At 66.1% G+C, this 18,900-nt stretch carries 23 protein-coding genes; 18 read left to right on the plus strand and 5 right to left on the minus strand.

Features of this window, described 5'->3' with window-relative positions; all coding sequences use genetic code 11:
• Positions 1–12: 12 nt before the first annotated feature.
• The 4 genes from ACEN9H_RS10100 (at position 13) to ACEN9H_RS10115 (ending at position 4,152) form a co-directional block, all read left to right on the plus strand.
• Positions 13–279: a UBP-type zinc finger domain-containing protein gene (locus tag ACEN9H_RS10100; RefSeq protein ID WP_413674655.1), complete on the plus strand. Its 267-nt coding sequence runs from the start codon at positions 13–15 to the stop codon at positions 277–279.
• Positions 280–380: 101 nt separating this feature from the next.
• Positions 381–1,739: an MBL fold metallo-hydrolase RNA specificity domain-containing protein gene (locus ACEN9H_RS10105; protein ID WP_413674656.1), complete on the plus strand. Its 1,359-nt coding sequence runs from the start codon at positions 381–383 to the stop codon at positions 1,737–1,739.
• Entirely contained in the window at positions 1,736–3,265 is a 1,530-nt protein-coding gene (locus ACEN9H_RS10110) for a thymidine phosphorylase family protein (RefSeq protein WP_413674657.1), read from the plus strand. The genes ACEN9H_RS10105 and ACEN9H_RS10110 overlap by 4 nt, the downstream gene beginning before the upstream one ends.
• Positions 3,262–4,152 carry a ribose-phosphate pyrophosphokinase gene (locus ACEN9H_RS10115; protein ID WP_413674658.1) on the plus strand — a complete coding sequence of 297 codons (891 nt, stop codon included), beginning with the start codon at positions 3,262–3,264 and terminating at the stop codon, positions 4,150–4,152. The genes ACEN9H_RS10110 and ACEN9H_RS10115 overlap by 4 nt, the downstream gene beginning before the upstream one ends.
• 121 nt (positions 4,153–4,273) lie before the next feature.
• Here ACEN9H_RS10115 and ACEN9H_RS10120 read toward each other — a convergent pair whose 3' ends face one another.
• Positions 4,274–4,831, minus strand: a complete 558-nt coding sequence (locus ACEN9H_RS10120; protein WP_413674659.1) for a DUF1697 domain-containing protein — start codon at positions 4,829–4,831, stop codon at positions 4,274–4,276.
• A 139-nt stretch (positions 4,832–4,970) separates the two neighbouring features.
• On the opposite strand from ACEN9H_RS10120, the gene motA reads away from it, so the two are divergent.
• Complete coding sequence (gene motA / locus ACEN9H_RS10125) at positions 4,971–5,831, plus strand: flagellar motor stator protein MotA (RefSeq protein WP_413674660.1); 861 nt, start codon at positions 4,971–4,973, stop codon at positions 5,829–5,831.
• A 4-nt stretch (positions 5,832–5,835) separates the two neighbouring features.
• On the opposite strand, the gene ACEN9H_RS10130 is transcribed toward motA, so the two are convergent.
• From ACEN9H_RS10130 to ACEN9H_RS10140, 3 genes are all read right to left on the minus strand, one after another.
• Positions 5,836–6,399: a DUF2939 domain-containing protein gene (locus tag ACEN9H_RS10130; RefSeq protein WP_413674661.1), complete on the minus strand. Its 564-nt coding sequence runs from the start codon at positions 6,397–6,399 to the stop codon at positions 5,836–5,838.
• Positions 6,400–6,468: 69 nt separating this feature from the next.
• Complete coding sequence (locus tag ACEN9H_RS10135; protein WP_413674662.1) at positions 6,469–7,440, minus strand: serine hydrolase; 972 nt, start codon at positions 7,438–7,440, stop codon at positions 6,469–6,471.
• 235 nt (positions 7,441–7,675) lie between these two features.
• Positions 7,676–8,692, minus strand: coding sequence for a sulfate ABC transporter substrate-binding protein (locus ACEN9H_RS10140; protein WP_413674663.1), 1,017 nt, complete (start codon positions 8,690–8,692; stop codon positions 7,676–7,678).
• Positions 8,693–8,895: 203 nt separating this feature from the next.
• Here ACEN9H_RS10140 and ACEN9H_RS10145 point away from each other — a divergent pair, with 203 nt between their 5' ends.
• From ACEN9H_RS10145 to ACEN9H_RS10175, 7 genes are all read left to right on the plus strand, one after another.
• Positions 8,896–9,411 (plus strand): GNAT family N-acetyltransferase, encoded by a 516-nt coding sequence (locus tag ACEN9H_RS10145; RefSeq protein ID WP_056135426.1) that lies wholly within the window; start codon positions 8,896–8,898, stop codon positions 9,409–9,411.
• 105 nt (positions 9,412–9,516) lie between these two features.
• The gene (locus ACEN9H_RS10150) at positions 9,517–10,164 is read left to right on the plus strand and encodes a YcbK family protein (RefSeq protein WP_056135423.1); all 648 of its coding nucleotides are present in this window, start codon (positions 9,517–9,519) and stop codon (positions 10,162–10,164) included.
• Positions 10,165–10,262: 98 nt separating this feature from the next.
• On the plus strand, positions 10,263–10,541 hold the full coding sequence (locus ACEN9H_RS10155) for a DUF378 domain-containing protein (RefSeq protein ID WP_229470071.1): 279 nt from the start codon (positions 10,263–10,265) through the stop codon (positions 10,539–10,541).
• 4 nt (positions 10,542–10,545) lie between these two features.
• Positions 10,546–11,010: a metallophosphoesterase family protein gene (locus ACEN9H_RS10160; protein ID WP_413674664.1), complete on the plus strand. Its 465-nt coding sequence runs from the start codon at positions 10,546–10,548 to the stop codon at positions 11,008–11,010.
• Between the two features lie 35 nt (positions 11,011–11,045).
• Positions 11,046–11,483 carry a hypothetical protein gene (locus ACEN9H_RS10165; protein WP_413674665.1) on the plus strand — a complete coding sequence of 146 codons (438 nt, stop codon included), beginning with the start codon at positions 11,046–11,048 and terminating at the stop codon, positions 11,481–11,483.
• An 83-nt stretch (positions 11,484–11,566) separates the two neighbouring features.
• Complete coding sequence (locus ACEN9H_RS10170) at positions 11,567–12,367, plus strand: cystine ABC transporter substrate-binding protein (protein WP_413674666.1); 801 nt, start codon at positions 11,567–11,569, stop codon at positions 12,365–12,367.
• Positions 12,368–12,405: 38 nt separating this feature from the next.
• On the plus strand, positions 12,406–13,023 hold the full coding sequence (locus ACEN9H_RS10175; protein WP_413675568.1) for an amino acid ABC transporter permease: 618 nt from the start codon (positions 12,406–12,408) through the stop codon (positions 13,021–13,023).
• Between the two features lie 27 nt (positions 13,024–13,050).
• Here ACEN9H_RS10175 and ACEN9H_RS10180 read toward each other — a convergent pair whose 3' ends face one another.
• Positions 13,051–14,727 (minus strand): electron transfer flavoprotein-ubiquinone oxidoreductase, encoded by a 1,677-nt coding sequence (locus ACEN9H_RS10180; protein ID WP_413674667.1) that lies wholly within the window; start codon positions 14,725–14,727, stop codon positions 13,051–13,053.
• A 179-nt stretch (positions 14,728–14,906) separates the two neighbouring features.
• On the opposite strand from ACEN9H_RS10180, the gene ACEN9H_RS10185 reads away from it, so the two are divergent.
• The 6 genes from ACEN9H_RS10185 to ACEN9H_RS10210 all read left to right on the plus strand — a co-directional run bounded on the left by ACEN9H_RS10185 (position 14,907) and on the right by ACEN9H_RS10210 (position 18,895).
• Positions 14,907–15,683 carry an SDR family oxidoreductase gene (locus ACEN9H_RS10185; protein ID WP_056135408.1) on the plus strand — a complete coding sequence of 259 codons (777 nt, stop codon included), beginning with the start codon at positions 14,907–14,909 and terminating at the stop codon, positions 15,681–15,683.
• The gene (locus tag ACEN9H_RS10190; RefSeq protein WP_413674668.1) at positions 15,680–16,447 is read left to right on the plus strand and encodes an alpha/beta fold hydrolase; all 768 of its coding nucleotides are present in this window, start codon (positions 15,680–15,682) and stop codon (positions 16,445–16,447) included. The genes ACEN9H_RS10185 and ACEN9H_RS10190 overlap by 4 nt, the downstream gene beginning before the upstream one ends.
• A gap of 41 nt (positions 16,448–16,488) precedes the next feature.
• On the plus strand, positions 16,489–16,908 hold the full coding sequence (locus tag ACEN9H_RS10195) for an acyl-CoA thioesterase (protein WP_413674669.1): 420 nt from the start codon (positions 16,489–16,491) through the stop codon (positions 16,906–16,908).
• A 239-nt stretch (positions 16,909–17,147) separates the two neighbouring features.
• Positions 17,148–17,882, plus strand: a complete 735-nt coding sequence (locus ACEN9H_RS10200; protein WP_413674670.1) for a beta-ketoacyl synthase chain length factor — start codon at positions 17,148–17,150, stop codon at positions 17,880–17,882.
• The gene (locus ACEN9H_RS10205) at positions 17,875–18,648 is read left to right on the plus strand and encodes a lysophospholipid acyltransferase family protein (RefSeq protein WP_413674671.1); all 774 of its coding nucleotides are present in this window, start codon (positions 17,875–17,877) and stop codon (positions 18,646–18,648) included. The genes ACEN9H_RS10200 and ACEN9H_RS10205 overlap by 8 nt, the downstream gene beginning before the upstream one ends.
• Positions 18,641–18,895, plus strand: a complete 255-nt coding sequence (locus ACEN9H_RS10210; protein WP_036228413.1) for a phosphopantetheine-binding protein — start codon at positions 18,641–18,643, stop codon at positions 18,893–18,895. Before ACEN9H_RS10205 ends, ACEN9H_RS10210 begins: the two co-directional genes overlap by 8 nt.
• The last annotated feature ends 5 nt before the right edge of the window (positions 18,896–18,900 follow it).

Here is an 18,900-nt window from a genome sequence, read left to right on the forward strand (position 1 = left end):
CGGGAGGTTGGCATGAGCAACGACTGCACGCACTTTCATCACATCGTGACACGCGAGGGCAATACCGACGGCTGCGAGGAGTGCCTTCGCATGGGCGACACGTGGGTGCACCTGCGCGTGTGCCTGACGTGCGGCCACGTCGGCTGCTGCGACCAGTCGAAGAACAAGCACGCCACGAAGCACTTCCACGCGACCGGACACCCCGTGATCCGCTCGAAGGAGCACGGGGAGACGTGGGGCTGGTGCTACGTCGACCGGGTCGTCAAGGACCCGGTCTGATAGAGAGTGGCTTGATGTAAATCAAGGATTGCGTTCTTTGCCACGACTTACTATTGTGAAAGCGAGCTGTACGATGTGCTCGCTCAACAATAGGTGGCATCATGCGAATCCAGTTTCTCGGCGGCACCGGAACCGTCACGGGCTCCAAGTACCTGCTGACGTCCGGTCGTGCCAGGATCCTTGTCGATTGCGGACTGTTCCAGGGTTACAAACAACTCCGGCTGCGCAACTGGGCCCGGCTGCCTGTCGAGCCGGCGAAGCTCGACGCCGTCGTGCTGACTCATGCGCATCTCGACCACAGCGGCTACCTGCCCCTCCTCGTCAAGTGCGGCTTCAAAGGGAAGATTTTTTGCACGGGAGCGACGTTCGACCTGTGCAAGATCCTGTTGCCCGATAGCGGCCACCTGCAGGAGGAAGACGCGGCGGCGGCCAACCGTCATGGCTATACGCAGCACAGTCCGGCCATGCCGCTGTACACGGAAGAGGATGCGCGCGTCGCCTTGCGCCAGTTCGTCGCCGTGCCGTTCGGCGTCCATACCGTCGTGGCGTCCGGACTGGCCGCAACCTGGCGCCGGGCTGGCCACATCCTCGGCGCGGCGTCCGTCGCGCTCGACGACGGCAGTCGCAGCATCACGTTTTCCGGCGACCTGGGGCGCCCGGACGATCCCGTCATGCCGCCACCCGCCCCGCTCGAGCCGACCGATTACCTGGTCGTCGAATCCACCTACGGCAACCGCGTGCATGAACCGACCGATCCGCTGGTCGAGCTGGGCCAGGCGATTCGTGACACGGCGGCGCGCGGCGGCGTCGTCGTGATTCCGGCGTTCGCCGTGGGCCGGGCGCAGGAACTCATGTACTACGTGCACCAGTTGAAGGCGTCCGGGGCGATCCCCGGGTTCCTGCCCGTCTTCCTGGACAGCCCGATGGCGAAGGATGCCACTGCGATCTACCACCGGCACCACGACGACCACAGGCTGACGCGCGACCAGTGCGAGGCCATGTGCCACGCGGCCACCATCATCAACACCGTGGACGAATCGAAGGCGCTCGACGTCAGGAACACGCCCAAGGTCATCATTTCCGCCAGCGGCATGGCGACCGGCGGACGCGTGCTGCACCACATCAAGGCGTTCGCGGAGGATCCGCGCAATACCATCCTGTTCGCCGGGTTCCAGGCGGGCGGCACGCGCGGGGCGGCGCTCGTCGAAGGCGCGGACTCGGTACGCATCCACGGCCAGCAGGTAAGCGTGCGGGCGCAGGTGGTCAACGTGCAGAACATGTCGGCGCATGCCGACAGCAACCAGATCGTGGCGTGGCTGGCGGCGTTGAAGACGGCGCCGCGCTGCACGTTCATCACGCACGGTGAGCCGGCCGCCTCCGAGGCGTTGCGCGTGCGGATCAAACACGAGCTCCGGTGGAACTGCCTCGTGCCGGAGCACCTGCAGGAGGAACAGCTGTGAAGGACGACGCGCAAGCCTTCGCTTCGTCGTTCGTCGCGGGCGCGCGCCGGCTGGGCATCGACAGCGGCAATGCAGCGGTCCTGTATCTCGCCGCAGGCGGCGGCGCATGCCGGACGGGGAGATATCCCGCCGGCGCCCGCGTGCGGGTCAGCACGGCGCGCCGCACCGTCACGGCGCTGGTGCACCTCGTCCGCGCCGACATCGTGCCCGACGGCGAGGTCGGGCTGTCCGACCTCACCTGGCAGCGGCTCGGCGCGTCCGAAGGCGAGCCAGTGCGCGTGCGCCTCGCGCCGCCCGCCCGTTCGTTCGCGTTCGTGCGTTCGCGGATCTTCGGGGCCGACCTCTCCGTCGAGGCCGCGAACGCGATCGTCGGCGACATCGCCGCCGGCCTGTATTCCGACATCGAGATCGCCGCCTTCATCACCGCCTGCGCCGGCCGGCCGCTGAAAGTGGAGGAGACGTTCGCGCTGACCGGTGCGATGGTGCAGGCCGGCACCCGGCTGGAGTGGCCAGCGGCGCCGGTCGTGGACAAGCATTGCGTCGGCGGCCTGCCCGGGAATCGCACGACGCTCCTGATCGTGCCGATCGTGGCCGCGTGCGGCCTGACGATCCCCAAGACGTCGTCCCGTTCGATCACGTCGCCGGCCGGCACGGCGGACGCCATGGAAACGCTGGCGCCGGTGGACCTGGACACCGAGCGCATGCGCCGCGTGGTCGAGCAGGAGGGCGGTTGCATCGTGTGGGGCGGCGCCGTCAACCTGAGCCCCGCCGACGACGTCCTGATCCGCGTTTCGCGCCCGCTGGACTTCGACGGCGAAGCCGCGATGGTGGCATCCGTCCTGTCGAAGAAGCTGGCGGCCGGTTCTACCCACGTGCTGATCGACATCCCGGTCGGGCCGAGCGCGAAGGTGCGCTCGCAGGCGGCCGCCGAGTCCCTCGTCCGGCTGTTCCAGGCGGTCGGCCAGGCCTATGGCCTCACGATCCGGACCGTGATCAGCGACGGCAGCCAGCCGGTCGGGCGCGGCATCGGGCCGGCGCTGGAGGCGCTTGATGCGCTCGCCGTCCTGCGCAATCAGCGCGATGCGCCCGCGGACTTGCGCACACGGGCACTCACGCTGGCCGGCCATGTGCTGGAGCTGGGCGGCAAAGCCGCGGCCGGCGAAGGGTTTGCGCTGGCGCGTGCCACGCTCGAGAGCGGCGCCGCCCTGCGCAAGTTCGAAGCCATCTGCGCGGCCCAGGGCGGCATGCGCGTGCCGGAGGTCGGCGCGTTCCGGCACGATGTCCTCGCGCGGCGCACGGGCTATGTCGCGGCGATCGACAACCGGCGCCTGGCGCGCGTGGCCAAGCTGGCCGGCGCGCCGAAGGATGCCGGGGCCGGCGTACTGTTCCTCGCGCCCGTCGGCCGCACCGTGAAGGCGGGCGGACCGCTGTACACCATCCACGCCGCCTCGGCGGGGACGCTGTCCGAAGCCGTGGCCTATGCCGCCACGCACCCCGACATCATCGCCATCGTGGAGGACGAATGACGCCCCTGCTGTTTGCCTTGCCCGGCAACGAGACGCTGGGCGCCGACCTGTGCCGGCTGCGCGGCTGGGAACAGGGGCGCTGGGAACTGCGCGCGTTCCCGGATGGGGAAAGCCATGTGCGGTTCCTGTCCGACGTGGCGGGCAGGGACCTGGTTCTCGTGTGCAGCCTCGATCGTCCGAACGACAAGACCGTCCCGCTCTACCTGACCGCGTGCGTGGCCCGCGAACTGGGCGCGGCACGCATCGGCCTCGTCGTCCCCTATCTCGCCTATATGCGCCAGGATGCCCGCTTCCACGGTGGCGAGGGCGTCACTGCGCAGCATTTCGCGCGCCTGCTCGGCATGGCGGGCGACTGGCTCGTGACCGTCGATCCCCACCTGCACCGGATCCACAGCCTGGACGAGATCTACGCCATTCCGACGCGCGTGGTCGCCGCCGCGCCCGCCATTGCGGCCTGGGTCGGCGCCCATGTGTGCAATCCCCTGCTGATCGGGCCGGACGAGGAGAGCGACCAGTGGGTGGGTGACGTGGCGCGCTTGGTCGGCTGTCCGTACACCACGCTGCGCAAGGAACGGCGCGGCGACCGCGACGTGACCGTGTCCGTTCCGGCGCTCGCGCAGTGGCGCGGCCGTACGCCCGTGCTCGTGGACGATATCGCCTCCACGGCGCGGACGATGATCGCCGCCGTCGCGCGCGTGCGCGAGGCGGGCATGGACCCACCCGTCTGCATCGCCGTCCACGCGCTGTTCGCTGCCGACGCGTATGCCGAACTGCAGGCGGCCGGTGTCGCCGGGGTGGCCTGCACGAATTCCATCGCGCATGCAAGCAACCGGATCGACGTCGCGCCCCTGCTCGGCGTGGCCGCGGCCAGCCTGCTGGGGGAGTGACGGCGCAAGGATGCCGAATTCAGACGCCGTGATGTCGATCGCGGTGGCCGCGGGCTGCCGCAGGTCGATCGGTGTCGACCGGCCGCGCGGCTGCCGTCCTGGCTCGGCGCCCGACCATCGGTCACGAAGCCGCCCCAGGCCCATGCTTGCGTACGAGCCGTACGACCGTGTTCCATACGCGGGTCGTCGCCGGCACGTCCAGGGTGCGTTCGACGAACGCGTTCGGACTGCCCGCACTGGTCCCGAGCTTGTAGGTGAGCGACAGCAGCATCCCGTCATGCCAGCTCACCACCCGCACGTCGCCTTTCGGGTTGGCCGCCGGCAGGGACGCGCCATCCGCCGGCGTCCCGATCACGAACGTGGCGCAGGGCGCGTAGACGTCGTCCAACGCCACGCCCGCCAGCGGATCGCTGGCGATCAGCGCAGCCAATCCAGCGACGTCGCGCAGCGCGGCGGGTTCGTCGAAGCCGTCGCGCCGCAACGTGGCCTGCGCGGTTGTCAGGATGCGCGCGGCCTTGACCGGCGACCCTGCTTCGAACACCACCGTGCCGTTCGTCAGGAACGAGCAGGGGTTGACGGCGCCGGCCGCCGCGAAGGCCGCTTCGAGCACGGACCGGGTCGGCGCGGGCGGACGACCCAGGTTTAGATTGCGAAAGAACGCGGCAAATTTCATCGGCATATCGGCGTCACCAAAACGTGAGCGTACTTCGATACCTGCTATATCGCAATACATCGACCAACTTTCACGCACATTCTTTGCTTTCTCTGCGGCAACAATGTTAAAGTTGCGTTCTGGGAATAGTTATCGGAGCAGTATCGTGCTGATCGTCGTGGGTTTCGTCATCGTGCTGCTGGCAGTGTTCGGCGGCTTCGTGCTGCAGGACGGGCACCTGGCCGCGCTGTTCCAACCCTACGAACTCCTGATGATCTTCGGCGGCGCGCTGGGCGCCTTCGTCATCGGCAACGACCGCAAGGCGATCGGCCTCACGTGGCGGAGCCTGCCGATGCTGTTCCACGGCTCGCGCTACACCCGCGAACTGTACATGGCGTTGATGGCGCTGATGTTCGACCTGTTGACGAAGGTGCGCCGGGAAGGGCTGATGGCGCTCGAGAACGAGATCGACGCGCCGTACGAAAGCCCCATCTTCACGAAGTACCGCATCATCCTGCTCGACGATCACCTGATGGATTTCATCACGGACTACCTGCGCCTGATGGTGTCCGGCACGATGAACAGCTACCAGCTGGAAAACCTGATGGACAACGAGATCGCCACGTACCAGGAAGACGCCGACATCCCCGTGCAGGCGATCCACAAGCTGGCCGACGGCATGCCCGCGTTCGGCATCGTCGCCGCGGTGATGGGTGTCGTGCACACGATGGGGTCCATCGGCCGGCCGCCGGCGGAGCTGGGCGGCCTGATCGCGGCCGCGCTCGTCGGGACGTTCCTCGGCATCCTGCTGTCGTACGGCCTCGTCGCGCCGCTCGGCAGCCTGCTGCACCGGCGCCACCAGGAAGTCGTCAAGGCGCTGCAATGCGTGAAGGTGACGCTGCTGGCCTCGATGAACAGCTATGCGCCGACGATCGCCGTGGAATTCGGCCGCAAGGTCATCTCGGCCACGGAGCGCCCGACCTTCGCCGAACTGGAAGGCCATGTGCGCCAGTTGAAGTCGCGCTGAGTTCTCAGTTGCGCGGCAGCTCGATCCCCGCCAGCTTCCAGCTCCACAGGCCGGCGCGCCGGAACACGAAGCTGCCGCCGTCCTCCGCCGTCACGGCGAAATGGCGCCAGCCGCGGTAGTGCAGCGCATAATTCGGCTTCTGCTGCGGCGGCTTGTGCTGCGGCGGCTTGTGCTGCGGCGGATTGTCCCGTGGCGGCTCCGCGTCGGGTGTCCCGGCGTCCCGGGTGGGTTCGGCGATCGATACCTTGCCGTGTTCGACCATGGCCGCGACACCGGCCGGCGACACGATCGCGTCCACGAGCGGATCCGCGACGGCCCGTGCGAAGGCCTGGCCGATCGCGGCGAAGGCATTGGTGCCTGCGTCGCGGGCGATCGACCCGAGCAGCTGGCTCTTCACGCTGTCGCGCAGGGCAGGGAAGTCGACCTCGGCGGAGACGCCCTCGGCATCATGGCGTTCCACTGCCGCACGCAGCCGGTTCAATGTCCACCAGGGGCTGGCGAAACTCGTGGCGGCCACGACGAGGAGGGTGCCGACGGCGCCGGCGGTGAGGATTCGGGTACGGTTCATCGGCATCGCAAATGACAAGGCCGGAACGGTCGCCCGTCCCGGCCATCGGTATTGATATGAGTCGCCGGCTCAGCGATGGCGGCGGTGACGCGTGACGGTCACGTGCTTGTGGCTGCGGCGCGTGGTGCCGCCGGCGCTTGCACGGATGCGCGGACCGCCCGCGCTGGCGCGGATGCGCGGGCCGCGTGCGGAAGCGCGCACGCGCGGGGACCCGTCGGCCGTGGCCACGGCGCGCGTGGCCACGGGGCCGGCGTCGCCCAGCACGTGGCGGCGGATGTTCAGGGCGTCCAGGATGCGGACGGACGAGGCGCCCGCGTTCAGCAGCACCATCGTCGCGTTCTTGCCGGCCGCCTTCACGCGCATGATCAGGCAGCGGCCCGCTTCCTGCGTGTAGCCCGTCTTCGACAGGCCGATGTCCCAGCCCTTGGCGCCGACGAGGCGGTTGGTGTTGTGGTATTCGACGTCGCGGCCCTTGATGTTGATCAGGTCCTTCGACGACGTCGTGATGCGGGTGATCTCCGCGTAGTTCGATGCCGCGGTCGCCATCTTGACGAGGTCGGCGGCGGTCGAGCGGTTGCTCGGCGAGAGGCCCGTCGGTTCCTCGATGACGGTTTGCGTCATGCCCAGCGCGGCGATCTTGCGCTTGACGGCGGCGCGGAAGGCGTCGATGCCGCCCGGATACGTGCGGGCCAGCGCGGCGGCGGCGCGGTTATCCGACGACATCAGGGCCAGCTGCAGCACGTCGCGGCGCGGAATGGTGGCGCCGACGGGCACGCGCGACGTGCTGTGCTTCAGCATGTCGACGTCCTGCTTTTCGATCTCGATCGGCTCGTTCATGTCCTGGTGGGCATCGAGCACGACCATGGCGGTCATGAGTTTGGTCAGCGAAGCGATCGGCGCGACGGTGCTGGCGTTCTTTTCGAACAGCACCTTGCCGGTGTCGTCTTCGACCACCAGCACCGATTGCGATCCGAACGGCACGGCGAAGGCCGCTGCACCGGAGATCGTCATCACTACGGCAGCGAGGAATTTTTTGATCATGGATGGTTGTCTGGGTACGGTTAATGGTCGGGCGCCGGACGGCGGCGGAGCATCAAAACGTCGGGTTGGCAGATAGCGACATGCTATACAGCAACAAAATTGAACGATAGCACCAAAGATTGACATATGTCTATGTCATTCAGTGAAATATCGAGTCCAACGGCAAGATTCTACAAGAAAAAAGGCCCCGCGTTTCCGCAGGGCCTTCTTTTTGAACAGATTTTTGTGAAATGTCTTATTTCGACGTGTAAATCTTATCGAATTCTCCACCATCGTCGAAGTGACGTTTCTGCGCGGCACGCCATCCACCGAATACATCATCCACCGTGAACAGCTTGATCGGCTTGTAGTTCGCGGCGAACTGCTTCATGACTTTTTCGTTGCGCACGCGCATATAGTGCTTGGCGCCGATCGTCTGGCCCGTTTCCGAGTACAGGAAGTTGAGGTAGCCCGTGGCCTGCTTGCGGATGCCCTTGCGGTCGACGACCTTGTCCACGACGGCCACTGGCGACTCGGCCAGCACGGAGATGGACGGGTACACGACTTCGAAGTCGTTGCCGAACTCGGCGCGCACGAGGTTCACTTCGTTCTCGAAGGTGACGAGGGCGTCGCCGATCTGGCGCTGCGTGAAGGTGGTGGTGGCGGCGCGGCCGCCGGCGTCCAGCACGGGCACGTTCTTGAAGATCTTGCCGACGAGGTCGCGCGCCTGCGCTTCATTGCCGCCTTTCTTGATCACCGAGCCCCAGGCCGCCAGGTAGGTGTAGCGGCCGTTGCCGGCGGTTTTCGGATTCGGGATGACGACTTTCACGCCCGGCTTGGCGAGGTCGGCCCAGTCCTTGATGCCTTTCGGATTGCCCTTGCGGACCAGGAACACCATGGTCGAGTAATAGGGCGCCGCATTGTCCGGAAACTTCTTGGCCCAGTCCTTCGCGACGAGGCCGCGGTCGGCCAGCATGTCGATGTCGTTGGCCTGGTTCATCGTCACGACGGACGCTTCGAGGCCGTCGGCGACGGCGCGGGCCTGCTTGCTGGAGCCGCCATGCGATTGCTTGATCGTGACGGTGTCGCCCGTCGACTTTTTCCATTCGGCGACGAAGGCCGGGTTGATGTCCTTGTACAGCTCGCGTGCCACGTCGTAGGACACGTTCAGCAGTTCCACGTCGGAGGCCTGTGCGGCAAACGGCACCACGGCACTGCCGAGCGCCAGCGCCAGCAGCGCGCGGCGCAGCGAGGAAACGGATGGGATCGCCATATTGTTTTTCCTTGTAAAGACTCTCTAGGGACGGTCGATGATCCGTTAAAAAATAGCAAAACAAAAGAACATTTTTATCATATGCTTAGACGGCGTATGTGGCATGCATACGCTACGGGCCGCCACAAAGCAGCCATGTCCCGTTTGGGGTATAGTCCGGCCTTCGCCGAAACATCGTTTTTTCCGGGTTGATGCTGAAAACAATGGGTATCGAAATTCGCCACGCAACACCGAATGACGCGCCGGCCGCATGCCGCCTGCTGCGCCGTTCGATCGAAGAGGGCTGCGTGCCCGACCACGGCGGCCGTCCCGACGTCCTGCAAGCCTGGCTCGGCAACAAGACGACCCAGAACGTGCTGGGCTGGTTGTCGTCGCCCAGCAACTTCGCCGTCGTGGCGGAGCGTGATGGGGACGTGGTTGGCTTCGCACTCCTGAACCAGGCCGGCAAGGTGCCCCTCTGTTATGTCCGCCCGGACCTGTTGCGCCAGGGCGTAGGGCGCGCGCTGCTGCGGGCGCTGGAAACGCAGGCGCGCGCGTGGAACATCAGCAAGGTGCACATGCAGAGCCCGGAGTCGGCCAGCGGCTTTTTCGAGCGCGAGGGCTATGTCAACGCGGGCAAGGACAAGGCCTGCTTCGGCCTCGAATGTGACTTCCTGTGGAAGCATCTGGACGCCGAAACTGTGCCGGCGCGCAAGAGATTTTGCAATTGCAGCCAATGAGCAAGGGCCCGCCTTGATCGTTGTGTAACATTACGCAACGTGAACTCATCTTTTTTCCTGCTGGCGCTTGCGCTATAGTAGTCGGGTTTCAATGATGAGTTCGTTATGGCTTCCCGTAGAGATTTTCTTCACCACGGCTTGCGCCTGACCGCGCTGGGGCTCGTCGCCGTCCCGCTGGTCGATGCGCAGGCAGCCCGTTCACAGACCGAGGCCCCCGGCACGGACCTGGAGCCGCCTCCCGATCTGTTCGATGCCCAGGTCGTCGACATCGACTTCTGGGTCAAGCCGCGCACGTTGTCCGTGATCCGTCCGCAAAGCGGCGAACGCGCCAATGTCCTGTACTGGAAGGACGGCGAGGTGATCGACTCTGCCTACCAGGAACTGTGCCATCTGCTGCGCGACGTGAACGGCAAGGCGTCGATCGCCATCGACCCGAAGCTGATCGAAACGCTGTGGGCGTCGCAGGCGTTCGTTGCGCGCTACGGCCTCGAACGGCCGCTGGAGATCCTGTCCGGCTACCGCACCCCCGCGTCCAACAACCGCCTGATCGAACAGGGCGTGCCGGCCGCGCGCCAGTCGCTGCACATGTCGGGCAAGGCGGCGGACGTACGCATCGCCGGCCTCACCGAGGAAGTGCTGGGCGGGCTCGTGAAGAGCTTCCGCAAGGGCGGCGTCGGCTTCTACTACCGCTCCGGCCCGAAAGGCGGCTGGATCCACACGGACACGGGCCTCAACCGTACCTGGAAAGGCTGAGCCGCCGGATTCCCGAACGGATAGGCGGCGCACGCGTTCGCGCGTTTTTGCTATCGTGGTTGTACCAACCTTTCCCCAAGGAGGACATGATGGCAACCATGAACGCACCGACAATGGAACGTCGGCATCTGCCCGAACGACGCGCTGCCGTGCGCGAAGGCACGACCGCGATGTCCGGGATCGACTACGCCGCGATGGCGCTCCTGATCATCGGCGGCCTGAACTGGGCGATGGTGGGCCTGTTCGACGTCGACGTCGTCGCCACGCTGTTCGGTCCGGGCAGCCCGGCCAGCCGCGTCGTGTATGTCGTCGTCGGCCTCGCGGCCCTGTATTCGATCTACACGGCGATCAAGATGAGCCGCCACCATCCCCACTGAACCGATGCGGGTCGGCCTGATTTCCGACACGCACGGCCTGCTGCGGCCCGAGGCGCTCGATTTTCTCGCCGGGTCCGACCACATCGTCCACGGTGGCGACATCGGCAACCCGGAGATCCTTGTGCGCCTGGCGGCCATTGCGCCACTGACGGTAGTCCGCGGCAACAACGACACGGCGCCGTGGGCGCGCGCGATTCCGGCGACGGCCCGCATCGACTTCGGGACGGTGGCGCTGTACGCGATCCACGACCTGAAGGAACTCGACATCGACCCGCGTGCGGCTGGCGTGCGCGTCGTCGTGTCGGGCCACTCGCACAAGCCCGCATGCGCCGAGCGCGATGGCGTGCTGTACGTAAACCCGGGCAGCGCCGGGCGGCGCCGGTTCAGCCTGCCGATCGCGGCCGCCGAGCTGATCATCGAGGGCGATGCCGTCGCAGTAAAGCTGGTGACGCTCCGCGAAATGCCGTAGCATACGCGCCGTCCTCAGCCTGATCGATTGCCGCCATGACGCCTGACACCAACCAGAATAACGAGAATAACGAGAACAACGATAGCGAACGCCCCCGTTTCCGCCCCGTCCCGTGGACGTCGCTGGAAACCCCGCAGGACGTCGAACTGTGGATCGAGGACCACAACCGCACGATGCAGGAGCTCGTCAAGCCGCAGGAGACGGGCGTCGGCGTGCGCTTCCGCCTCGCGCCCGGCGGCGACGTCTACATGCACACGGCGGCGGATGCCGTCATCCTCGACGTCGAGCCGGACGCCGGCTGGATCGCCCCCCTCATCATGGCCGCGACGGGCGCGGAGCAGCCGGCCGGGTCGATCTGGGTGCTGCCGGACGACAAACTCGTGCAATTGCTGCTGGGCCTGTCGACGCTGGTCGAGAGCTCGCTGATCGTCACGGGGCACAACTTCGGCAGGCATGGCCGGCGACAGTTTTAACATATATTTACGACAATATTTCCTTTGCGCGTAGTCAAGATTCGGTGTTAAATCAGCTCTGTCCCGTACGATGAGCTGAGCCGATGCCTACTCGATTCCCGATTGCCACGCGGCGCGCGCTGCTGTTGTCCATGGTTCTCGCAGCCGCCGCGCTGCCGGCACGCGCGGCTGACTTGCTCGACACCGTCAAGACGCGCGGCACCTTGCGCATCGCACTGGAAGGTACCTATCCTCCGTTCAATTTCAAGGATCGGAAGACGGGCCAACTGGCCGGCTACGACGTCGACGTCGCGAAACTCGTCTGCGCCAGGCTGGGCGTGAATCCGGAATTCGTGACGACGGAGTGGGCCGCCATCCTCGCGGGCCTGGGTGCGGGCAAGTACGACGTGATCGTCAGCCAGGTCGGCATCACGCCGCGGCGCCAGCAGGCATTCGATTTTTCCCGGCCTTACACGTATTCGGCGCCGCAACTGATCGTGCGCCGCAACGAGACCACGACGTATCGCAGTCTTGCCGACCTGAAGGGCCGCAAGGTCGGCGTGGGGCAGGGCAGCGTGTTCGAGCAGCAGGCGCGCGCGATGCCCGGTATCGAGGTCAAGAGTTACCCGGCCGCGCCGGAAAACCTGCAGGACCTCGCGTTCGGCCGCATCGACGCGGCCCTCAACGACAGCCTGATGGTGGCCTACCTGCTCAAGAGTTCGCAATTGCCCATCCGCGCCGGCGCGCGCGTGGGCGACGTCGAGCGCATGGGCATCGCATTCCGCAAGGGCAATCCGACATTCCATGCGGCCGTCGACAAGGCCCTCGATGACGCGCGTGCCGACGGCAGCCTGAGGCAGGCGTCGCTCAAGTGGTTCGGCGTCGACGCGACCCGCGCACCGTGACCGAACTGTTCGACCTGCTGCGCGAGGCCGCACCCGTGATGGCGAAAGGGGCGGGTTATACGCTCGCGTTCGCCGTGGCGGCGATGATCGGCGGACTCGTGCTCGGCTTTCCCGCCGCGATCCTGCGCCTGGCGCCGTGGGCGCCGCTGCGCTGGCCGGCCGCGCTGTACGTGAGCGTGTTTCGCGGCACGCCGCTGCTCGTCCAGTTATTCGTGATCTATTACGGCCTGCCCGGCATCGGTATCGAATTCACGCCCGTCACGGCGGGCATCCTGGCGCTGTCGCTGAACGCGGGCGCGTACCTGTCCGAGAGCCTGCGCGGGGCCATCCTCGGCATCGTCAAGGGACAGTGGAATGCGGGCTTCAGCCTCGGCCTCACGTATCCGCAGACGCTGGGCCTGGTGATCCTGCCGCAGGCGCTGCGCACGGCCGTGCCCGCGATGAGCAATACATTGATCAGCCTGATCAAGGACACGGCCCTCGTCTCGGTCATTACCGTGACCGAATTGATGCTCGTGACGAAGGAACTGATCTCGGTGACGTTCCGGCCGTTGCCGCTGTACGTGGCGGCGGCCGTCGTGTACTGGCTGCTGAGTCTGTTTTTCGAAGCCGTGCAGCGGCGCGCGGAGCGGCATTTCAACCGCGCCCACAAGTAGCAACGGCGCCGCAGCGCCGTTTGTTCGTTACATGTTCGGGTAGTTCGGCCCGCCGCCGCCTTCCGGCGTGACCCACACGATGTTCTGCGTCGGATCCTTGATGTCGCAGGTCTTGCAGTGCACGCAGTTCTGCGCGTTGATCTGCAGGCGATCCTTGCCTTCGTCCGTCTTCACGAATTCGTACACGCCGGCCGGGCAGTAGCGCTGTTCCGGACCCGCGAACTTGGCCAGGTTGATCTCGACCGGCACGTTCGGGTTCTTCAGCGTGAGGTGCACGGGCTGGTCTTCCGCGTGGTTCGTGTTCGAGATGAACACGGACGACAGGCGGTCGAACGTCAGCTTGCCGTCCGGCTTCGGATAGGCGATGGGCTTGAAGTCGGACGCCGGGCGCAGGCATTCGTGGTCCGCATGGTTGTGGTGCAGCGTCCACGGCGCCTTGCCCTTGAACAGGATCTGGTCGATGCCGGTCATGATCGTGCCGACGACGAGGCCCTTGCTCATCCACGGCTTGAAGTTGCGCGCGACGTGCAGTTCCTCGTGCAGCCACGATTGTTCGAACGCGACCGGATAGCTCAGCAGCTCGTCGTGCTGGCGGCCCGCGCCCAGTGCGGCGTAGGCGGCGTCGGCGGCGAGCATGCCCGTCTTGATGGCGGCGTGGCTGCCCTTGATGCGGCTCGTGTTGAGGAAGCCCGCGTCGCAGCCGATCAGCGCGCCGCCCGGGAACACGGTCTTCGGCAGCGACTGCAGGCCGCCCGCCGTGATCGCGCGCGCGCCATACGAGATGCGCTTGCCGCCTTCGAAGAAGTGGCGGATCGCCGGGTGCGTTTTATAACGCTGGAATTCCTCGTACGGCGACAGATACGGGTTCTGGTACGACAAGCCGACGATGAAGCCGACGGCGACCTGGTTGTTTTCCAGGTGGTACAGGAAGGAGCCGCCATAGGTGTCGTTGTCCAGCGGCCAGCCGGCCGTGTGGACCACGAGGCCCGGCTGGTGCTTGGCCGGATCGATTTCCCACAGTTCCTTGATGCCGATGCCGTAGGTCTGCGGATCCTTGCCCTTGTTCAGGTCGTATTTCGCCATCAGCTGCTTGCCGAGGTGGCCGCGCGACCCCTCGGCGAACAGCGTGTATTTCGCGTGCAGTTCCATGCCCAGCTGGAATGCGTCGGTCGGCTGGCCGTGGCGGTTGACACCCATATTGCCCGTCGCGACGCCCTTCACCGAGCCGTCGTCGTTGTACAGGATCTCGGCCGCCGGGAAGCCGGGGAAGATCTCCACGCCCAGCGCTTCCGCCTGCTGGCCCAGCCAGCGCACGACGTTGGCCAGCGAGATCACGTAGTTGCCGTGATTCGTCAGCATCTTCGGCATCATGAACGACGGCGTCTGGTAAGCCTTCGTTTCGGAGAGGAACAGCATGCGGTCCTCCGTCACGGGCGTGTTCAGCGGTGCGCCAAGTTCCTTCCAGTTCGGGAACAGTTCGTCCAGCGCGCGCGGGTCCATCACGGCGCCCGACAGGATGTGCGCGCCCAGCTCGCCGCCTTTTTCCAGCACGCAGACCGACACGTCCTGGCCCTTTTCGGCCGCCAATTGCTTCAGGCGGATCGCGGCCGACAGGCCTGCGGGGCCGCCGCCGACGATGACCACGTCGTATTCCATTGCTTCGCGCGGGCCATATTCTTCGAGGAGGGTGTTGGTCTGAGTCATGTCTTATGTGAGTTATAAAAATTTAAGCACGAGTGTGCACTTTTTTGCGCTCGTTGGCAACGTCGAGCGCCATTGTAGGGCAACTATTAGACGCGGCAATCTAATCGGTGCGAAATAGGTGAAGTGTGTAATCATTATGACTTCGCAACAGAATTTAGTTCGGGCATAGGGGGCGTAACGTGGGGATTGAAGTCAATTTCGAAGGAAAGATCGCGATGGTCACGGGTGCATCCAGCGGGTTGGGTGCGCGGTTCGCCAAGGCGCTGGCCGGTGCCGGGGCCCAGGTCGTGCTCGCATCGCGCCGCATCGAACGCCTGAAGGAATTGCGTGCCGAGATCGAAGCGGACGGCGGCGCCGCCCACGTCGTGGCGCTGGACGTGACGGACCTCGCGAGCATCAAGGCCGCGATCGCCCATGCCGAGACGGAAGCGGGTCCGATCGACATCCTCGTCAACAACTCGGGCGTGTCGACGACACAGCGCCTGCTCGACGTGAGCGAGGAAGACTACGGCTACGTCATGGACACGAATTTGCGCGGCGCCTTCTTCATGGCCCAGCAGACCGCGAAGCGGATGATCCAGCGCGCGAAGGGCGATCCGAAGAAGCAGCATCGCATCGTCAACATCGCGTCCGTCGCGGGGCTGCGCGTGCTGCCGCAGATCGGCGTGTACTGCATGAGCAAGGCCGGCGTCGTGCAGATGACGAAGGCGATGGCCGTCGAGTGGGGCCGCTACGGCATCAACGTGAACGCCATCTGCCCGGGCTACATCGCCACCGAGATGAACGAGGATTACTTCGACACGGAGCAGGGCAAGAAGCTGATCGAGATGCTGCCGCGCCGCCGCACGGGCAAGCCGGAAGACCTCGACGGCCTGCTGCTGCTGCTCGCCGCGGAGGAAGCCCATTTCATCAACGGCGCCATCATCACGGCCGACGATGGCATGACGGCGCAATGAGGGCGTCCCGGCCGCGGCTCCTGCTGGTCCACGGCCTGTTGGGCTCGCTGGATTACTTCGAGCCGCGGCGCTACCTGCCGGGCGTCGACCTCTTCACGCCCGACCTGATCGGCTACGGCCAGCGCCGCAGCGAAGACGCCCACATCACCCTGGCCGACCAGGCCGCCATGCTGGCCCGCTTCCTGCACGACGAGATCGGCGGCCCCGCCTGGGTGCTGGGCCACAGCGTGGGCGGCATCGCCGCGATGCTGCTGGCCGACCTCGTGCCGGAGCTCGTGCGCGGCGTCATCAATGTCGAGGGTAATTTCACCTTGAAGGACGCGTTCTGGACGGGCCGCATCGCTGCCTTGCCCGACGCCGAGTGGGCCGCGGAATACGGCGCGATGGAAGCGGCGCCGGCCGCGTGGCTGGAAAAGAGCGGCATCGAGGCGAGCGACGAGCGCGTCGCATGGGCCCGCGACATCCTCGCGAATCAGCCGTACACGACCGTGCAAGCGATGGCGCAGTCCGTGCTCGACACGACCGGCGCGCCGGACTACCTGGGCTGCGTCGGCCGCGTGCTGGCGCGCGCGACGCCCCTGTACCTTGTCGGCGGCGAGCAGTCCAGCGCGGGGTGGGACGTGCCCGACTGGGTGCTGTCGCAGGCGCGCCGCGTGTGCGTGCAGCCGAAGACGGGGCACATGATGATGCTGGAAGATCCGGGGAATTTTTGCCGGATCGTCGAGTCCATCCTCTACGGCGAGGGCTGCCTTTCCGGCACCTGAGGCCGTATCATGCCGGCTTTTGGCAACGACGTAGAGCAACGATGAGCAACAAGAAACAGGTTCACACCATGCGCCAGGCCATCCGCTGGGGCGACATGGATGCATTCGGCCACGTGAACAACACGGTGTATTTCCGGTACATGGAGAGCGGGCGCATCGCCTTCCTCGAACAGGCGGCGGGCGACCTCGAGATCAAGGGCGAAGGCCCGGTGATCGTCACGGCTTACTGCAACTTCATCAGGCAGCTGAAGTATCCGGGCGAGATCGAGATCCGCACGTTCGCCGGTCCGGCGGGCCGGTCCAGTTTCGAGGTCACGCACGAGATCCGCATGGTCGATGCGGACGGCAATGCCGACGTCGTGGCCGCGGAGGGCGGCGGCAAGGTCGTCTGGATCGACTTCGCGGCAGAGAAGTCCGTGCCGTTGCCGGCGCGGGTGCGGGAGATGCTGCCCGCAGAGTAATTTCCCCCACGCGGGAGGGCATCGCTTCCCGTGTGACATTGCGTGAATCTTTTGCCCGTGTTTACGTGGCAATATCCTCCCCCTTCGCCCGCGACCGTGGGCGTTGTCCCGAGCAGGCCGCGTGTTGCGAAATGGTGCAATTCCGGCATGAAATTATTCCAGCAGGAAAATATTGGGATTATAATAATTACTATTTGTCCATGTCGCACGATTGCGGCGCTTTCCGTGGCTTGTGATTTATGTCTGAGAACGAGGTCGTCTTTTCCATTGCGCGCCACGCTGCATGGGCACCCGGCGTCACCTCGCCCGAGCGGTGGGAGGCGTGGGCGCGCGCGCCCTGGCCGCTCGCCGGCACCGACGAGCCGAAGGTGGCCGCCATGCCCGCGATGCTGCGCCGACGTGCCGGCCTGCTGGGCCGGATGGCGCTCGAAGTCGCCTACGAATGCCTGGGACAGCGTACGGACGTGCCGACCGTGTTCTGCTCGCGCCACGGCGAAGTGGGGCGTGCCGTCGGCCTGCTCGATGACCTGGCGCGCGGCGAACCGCTGTCGCCCACGGCGTTCGGCCTGGCCGTGCACAATGCCAGCGCCGGCCTGTTCTCGATCGCGCGCGCGGACCGCGCCAACCACGTGGCGCTGGCAGCCGGCCCCGCCACGCTCGAACATGCCGTGATCGAAGCCTGCGGCCTGCTTGCCGACGGCGCCGACATGGTACTGCTGGTGGCCTGCGATGCGCCGCTGCCGGACGTGCTGGCCGGCTTCGAGGATTGCGACGAGCAGCCGTATGCATTCGCCTGGGCGATGGTGCCCGCCGGCGCGCAACCCGTGCGACTGTCGTGGCGCGCGGATCAGGCGAGCGCCGCCGCGCCGCGCCGACCCGGTGCGCTGGACGTGTTGCGCTTCCAGCTCGCGCACACCCCGGAACTCGTGCGTCATGCCGCCGACCGCCGCTGGACCTGGTGCCGCGATGCTTGACAGGATCGGTTTCGGCTGGCGTGTGCTCGCGACCGGCCTGAGTTTCACGCTGTTCGGCCTGGGCGGCCTGCTGCTGCGGGTGCTCGTGTTCCCGTTGCTGGCGGTCTGCGTGACCGATACGACGGCGCGCGTGCGCGCGGCGCGCGCCACCGTGCGCCTGAGTTTTCGTGCCTTCGTAGGCATCATGCGCGGCCTCGGCGTGCTGCGCTACGACGTGCACGGGATCCACAAGCTCGACCGCGAAGGCCAGCTGATCCTGGCCAACCACCCCACGCTGATCGACACGGTCTTCCTGATTGCCTTCGTGCGCAACGCCGATTGCATCGTCAAGGGCGGCCTGGTGCGCAATCCGTTCACGCGGGGACCGGTGCGCGCGGCCGGTTACATCTGCAACGACCGCGGCCCGGAGCTGATCGAGGACTGCATCGCCTCGCTGCGCGCGGGCGGCAACCTGATCATCTTTCCCGAGGGGACACGCACCTCGCGCGGCGAGCCGTCCGCGCTCAAGCGGGGCGCCGCCAACATCGCCGTGCGCGGTGCGCGGCCGGTGACGCCGGTGCGCATTTCGTGCGAACCGCCCACGCTGGGCAAGGGCGACAAATGGTGGCATGTGCCGCCGCGCCGGGCCAGTTTTCGCATCGACGTCATGGACGATATCGGCACCGAACGCTTCCTCGCGCCCGGCGTGTCCGACGTCGTGGCCGCGCGGCGCCTGACGGATTACCTGCAACGCTATTTTATGGAAGAAGGCCAGCAACATGCTTGAACAGGAAGTGAAGGAACTGATCGTCGACGTCCTCCAGCTCGAGGACATCGAACCCGCCGACATCGACAGCGAGGCGCCGCTGTTCGTCGAAGGACTGGGGCTCGACTCGATCGATGCCCTGGAAATCGGCGTGGCGCTGCAGAAGCGCTACGGCATCACGCTGCCGCCCGAAGCGCAGGAAACCCGGCGTCATTTTGCATCGGTGCGCGCGCTCGCGGCGATGATCGAAACCCACCGCAAGAAATAGGAGCA

Source organism: Massilia cellulosiltytica, from assembly GCF_047325105.1.
GTDB lineage: Bacteria > Pseudomonadota > Gammaproteobacteria > Burkholderiales > Burkholderiaceae_D > Telluria > Telluria orientalis.

What these genes read in the sequence shown, in the direction of transcription:
- ACEN9H_RS10180 (WP_413674667.1), bottom strand. Translation starts at nt 14,727, where the DNA reads ATGACTCAGACCAACACCCTCCTCGAAGAATATGGCCCGCGCGAAGCA.
- ACEN9H_RS10195 (WP_413674669.1), top strand. Translation starts at nt 16,489, where the DNA reads ATGAGCAACAAGAAACAGGTTCACACCATGCGCCAGGCCATCCGCTGG.
- ACEN9H_RS10170 (WP_413674666.1), top strand. Translation starts at nt 11,567, where the DNA reads ATGCCTACTCGATTCCCGATTGCCACGCGGCGCGCGCTGCTGTTGTCC.
- ACEN9H_RS10160 (WP_413674664.1), top strand. Translation starts at nt 10,546, where the DNA reads ATGCGGGTCGGCCTGATTTCCGACACGCACGGCCTGCTGCGGCCCGAG.
- ACEN9H_RS10200 (WP_413674670.1), top strand. Translation starts at nt 17,148, where the DNA reads ATGTCTGAGAACGAGGTCGTCTTTTCCATTGCGCGCCACGCTGCATGG.
- ACEN9H_RS10120 (WP_413674659.1), bottom strand. Translation starts at nt 4,831, where the DNA reads ATGCCGATGAAATTTGCCGCGTTCTTTCGCAATCTAAACCTGGGTCGT.
- ACEN9H_RS10155 (WP_229470071.1), top strand. Translation starts at nt 10,263, where the DNA reads ATGAACGCACCGACAATGGAACGTCGGCATCTGCCCGAACGACGCGCT.
- ACEN9H_RS10105 (WP_413674656.1), top strand. Translation starts at nt 381, where the DNA reads ATGCGAATCCAGTTTCTCGGCGGCACCGGAACCGTCACGGGCTCCAAG.
- ACEN9H_RS10115 (WP_413674658.1), top strand. Translation starts at nt 3,262, where the DNA reads ATGACGCCCCTGCTGTTTGCCTTGCCCGGCAACGAGACGCTGGGCGCC.
- ACEN9H_RS10150 (WP_056135423.1), top strand. Translation starts at nt 9,517, where the DNA reads ATGGCTTCCCGTAGAGATTTTCTTCACCACGGCTTGCGCCTGACCGCG.
- ACEN9H_RS10100 (WP_413674655.1), top strand. Translation starts at nt 13, where the DNA reads ATGAGCAACGACTGCACGCACTTTCATCACATCGTGACACGCGAGGGC.
- ACEN9H_RS10135 (WP_413674662.1), bottom strand. Translation starts at nt 7,440, where the DNA reads ATGATCAAAAAATTCCTCGCTGCCGTAGTGATGACGATCTCCGGTGCA.
- ACEN9H_RS10145 (WP_056135426.1), top strand. Translation starts at nt 8,896, where the DNA reads ATGGGTATCGAAATTCGCCACGCAACACCGAATGACGCGCCGGCCGCA.
- ACEN9H_RS10205 (WP_413674671.1), top strand. Translation starts at nt 17,875, where the DNA reads ATGCTTGACAGGATCGGTTTCGGCTGGCGTGTGCTCGCGACCGGCCTG.
- ACEN9H_RS10175 (WP_413675568.1), top strand. Translation starts at nt 12,406, where the DNA reads ATGGCGAAAGGGGCGGGTTATACGCTCGCGTTCGCCGTGGCGGCGATG.
- ACEN9H_RS10130 (WP_413674661.1), bottom strand. Translation starts at nt 6,399, where the DNA reads ATGAACCGTACCCGAATCCTCACCGCCGGCGCCGTCGGCACCCTCCTC.
- ACEN9H_RS10165 (WP_413674665.1), top strand. Translation starts at nt 11,046, where the DNA reads ATGACGCCTGACACCAACCAGAATAACGAGAATAACGAGAACAACGAT.
- ACEN9H_RS10140 (WP_413674663.1), bottom strand. Translation starts at nt 8,692, where the DNA reads ATGGCGATCCCATCCGTTTCCTCGCTGCGCCGCGCGCTGCTGGCGCTG.
- ACEN9H_RS10210 (WP_036228413.1), top strand. Translation starts at nt 18,641, where the DNA reads ATGCTTGAACAGGAAGTGAAGGAACTGATCGTCGACGTCCTCCAGCTC.
- ACEN9H_RS10190 (WP_413674668.1), top strand. Translation starts at nt 15,680, where the DNA reads ATGAGGGCGTCCCGGCCGCGGCTCCTGCTGGTCCACGGCCTGTTGGGC.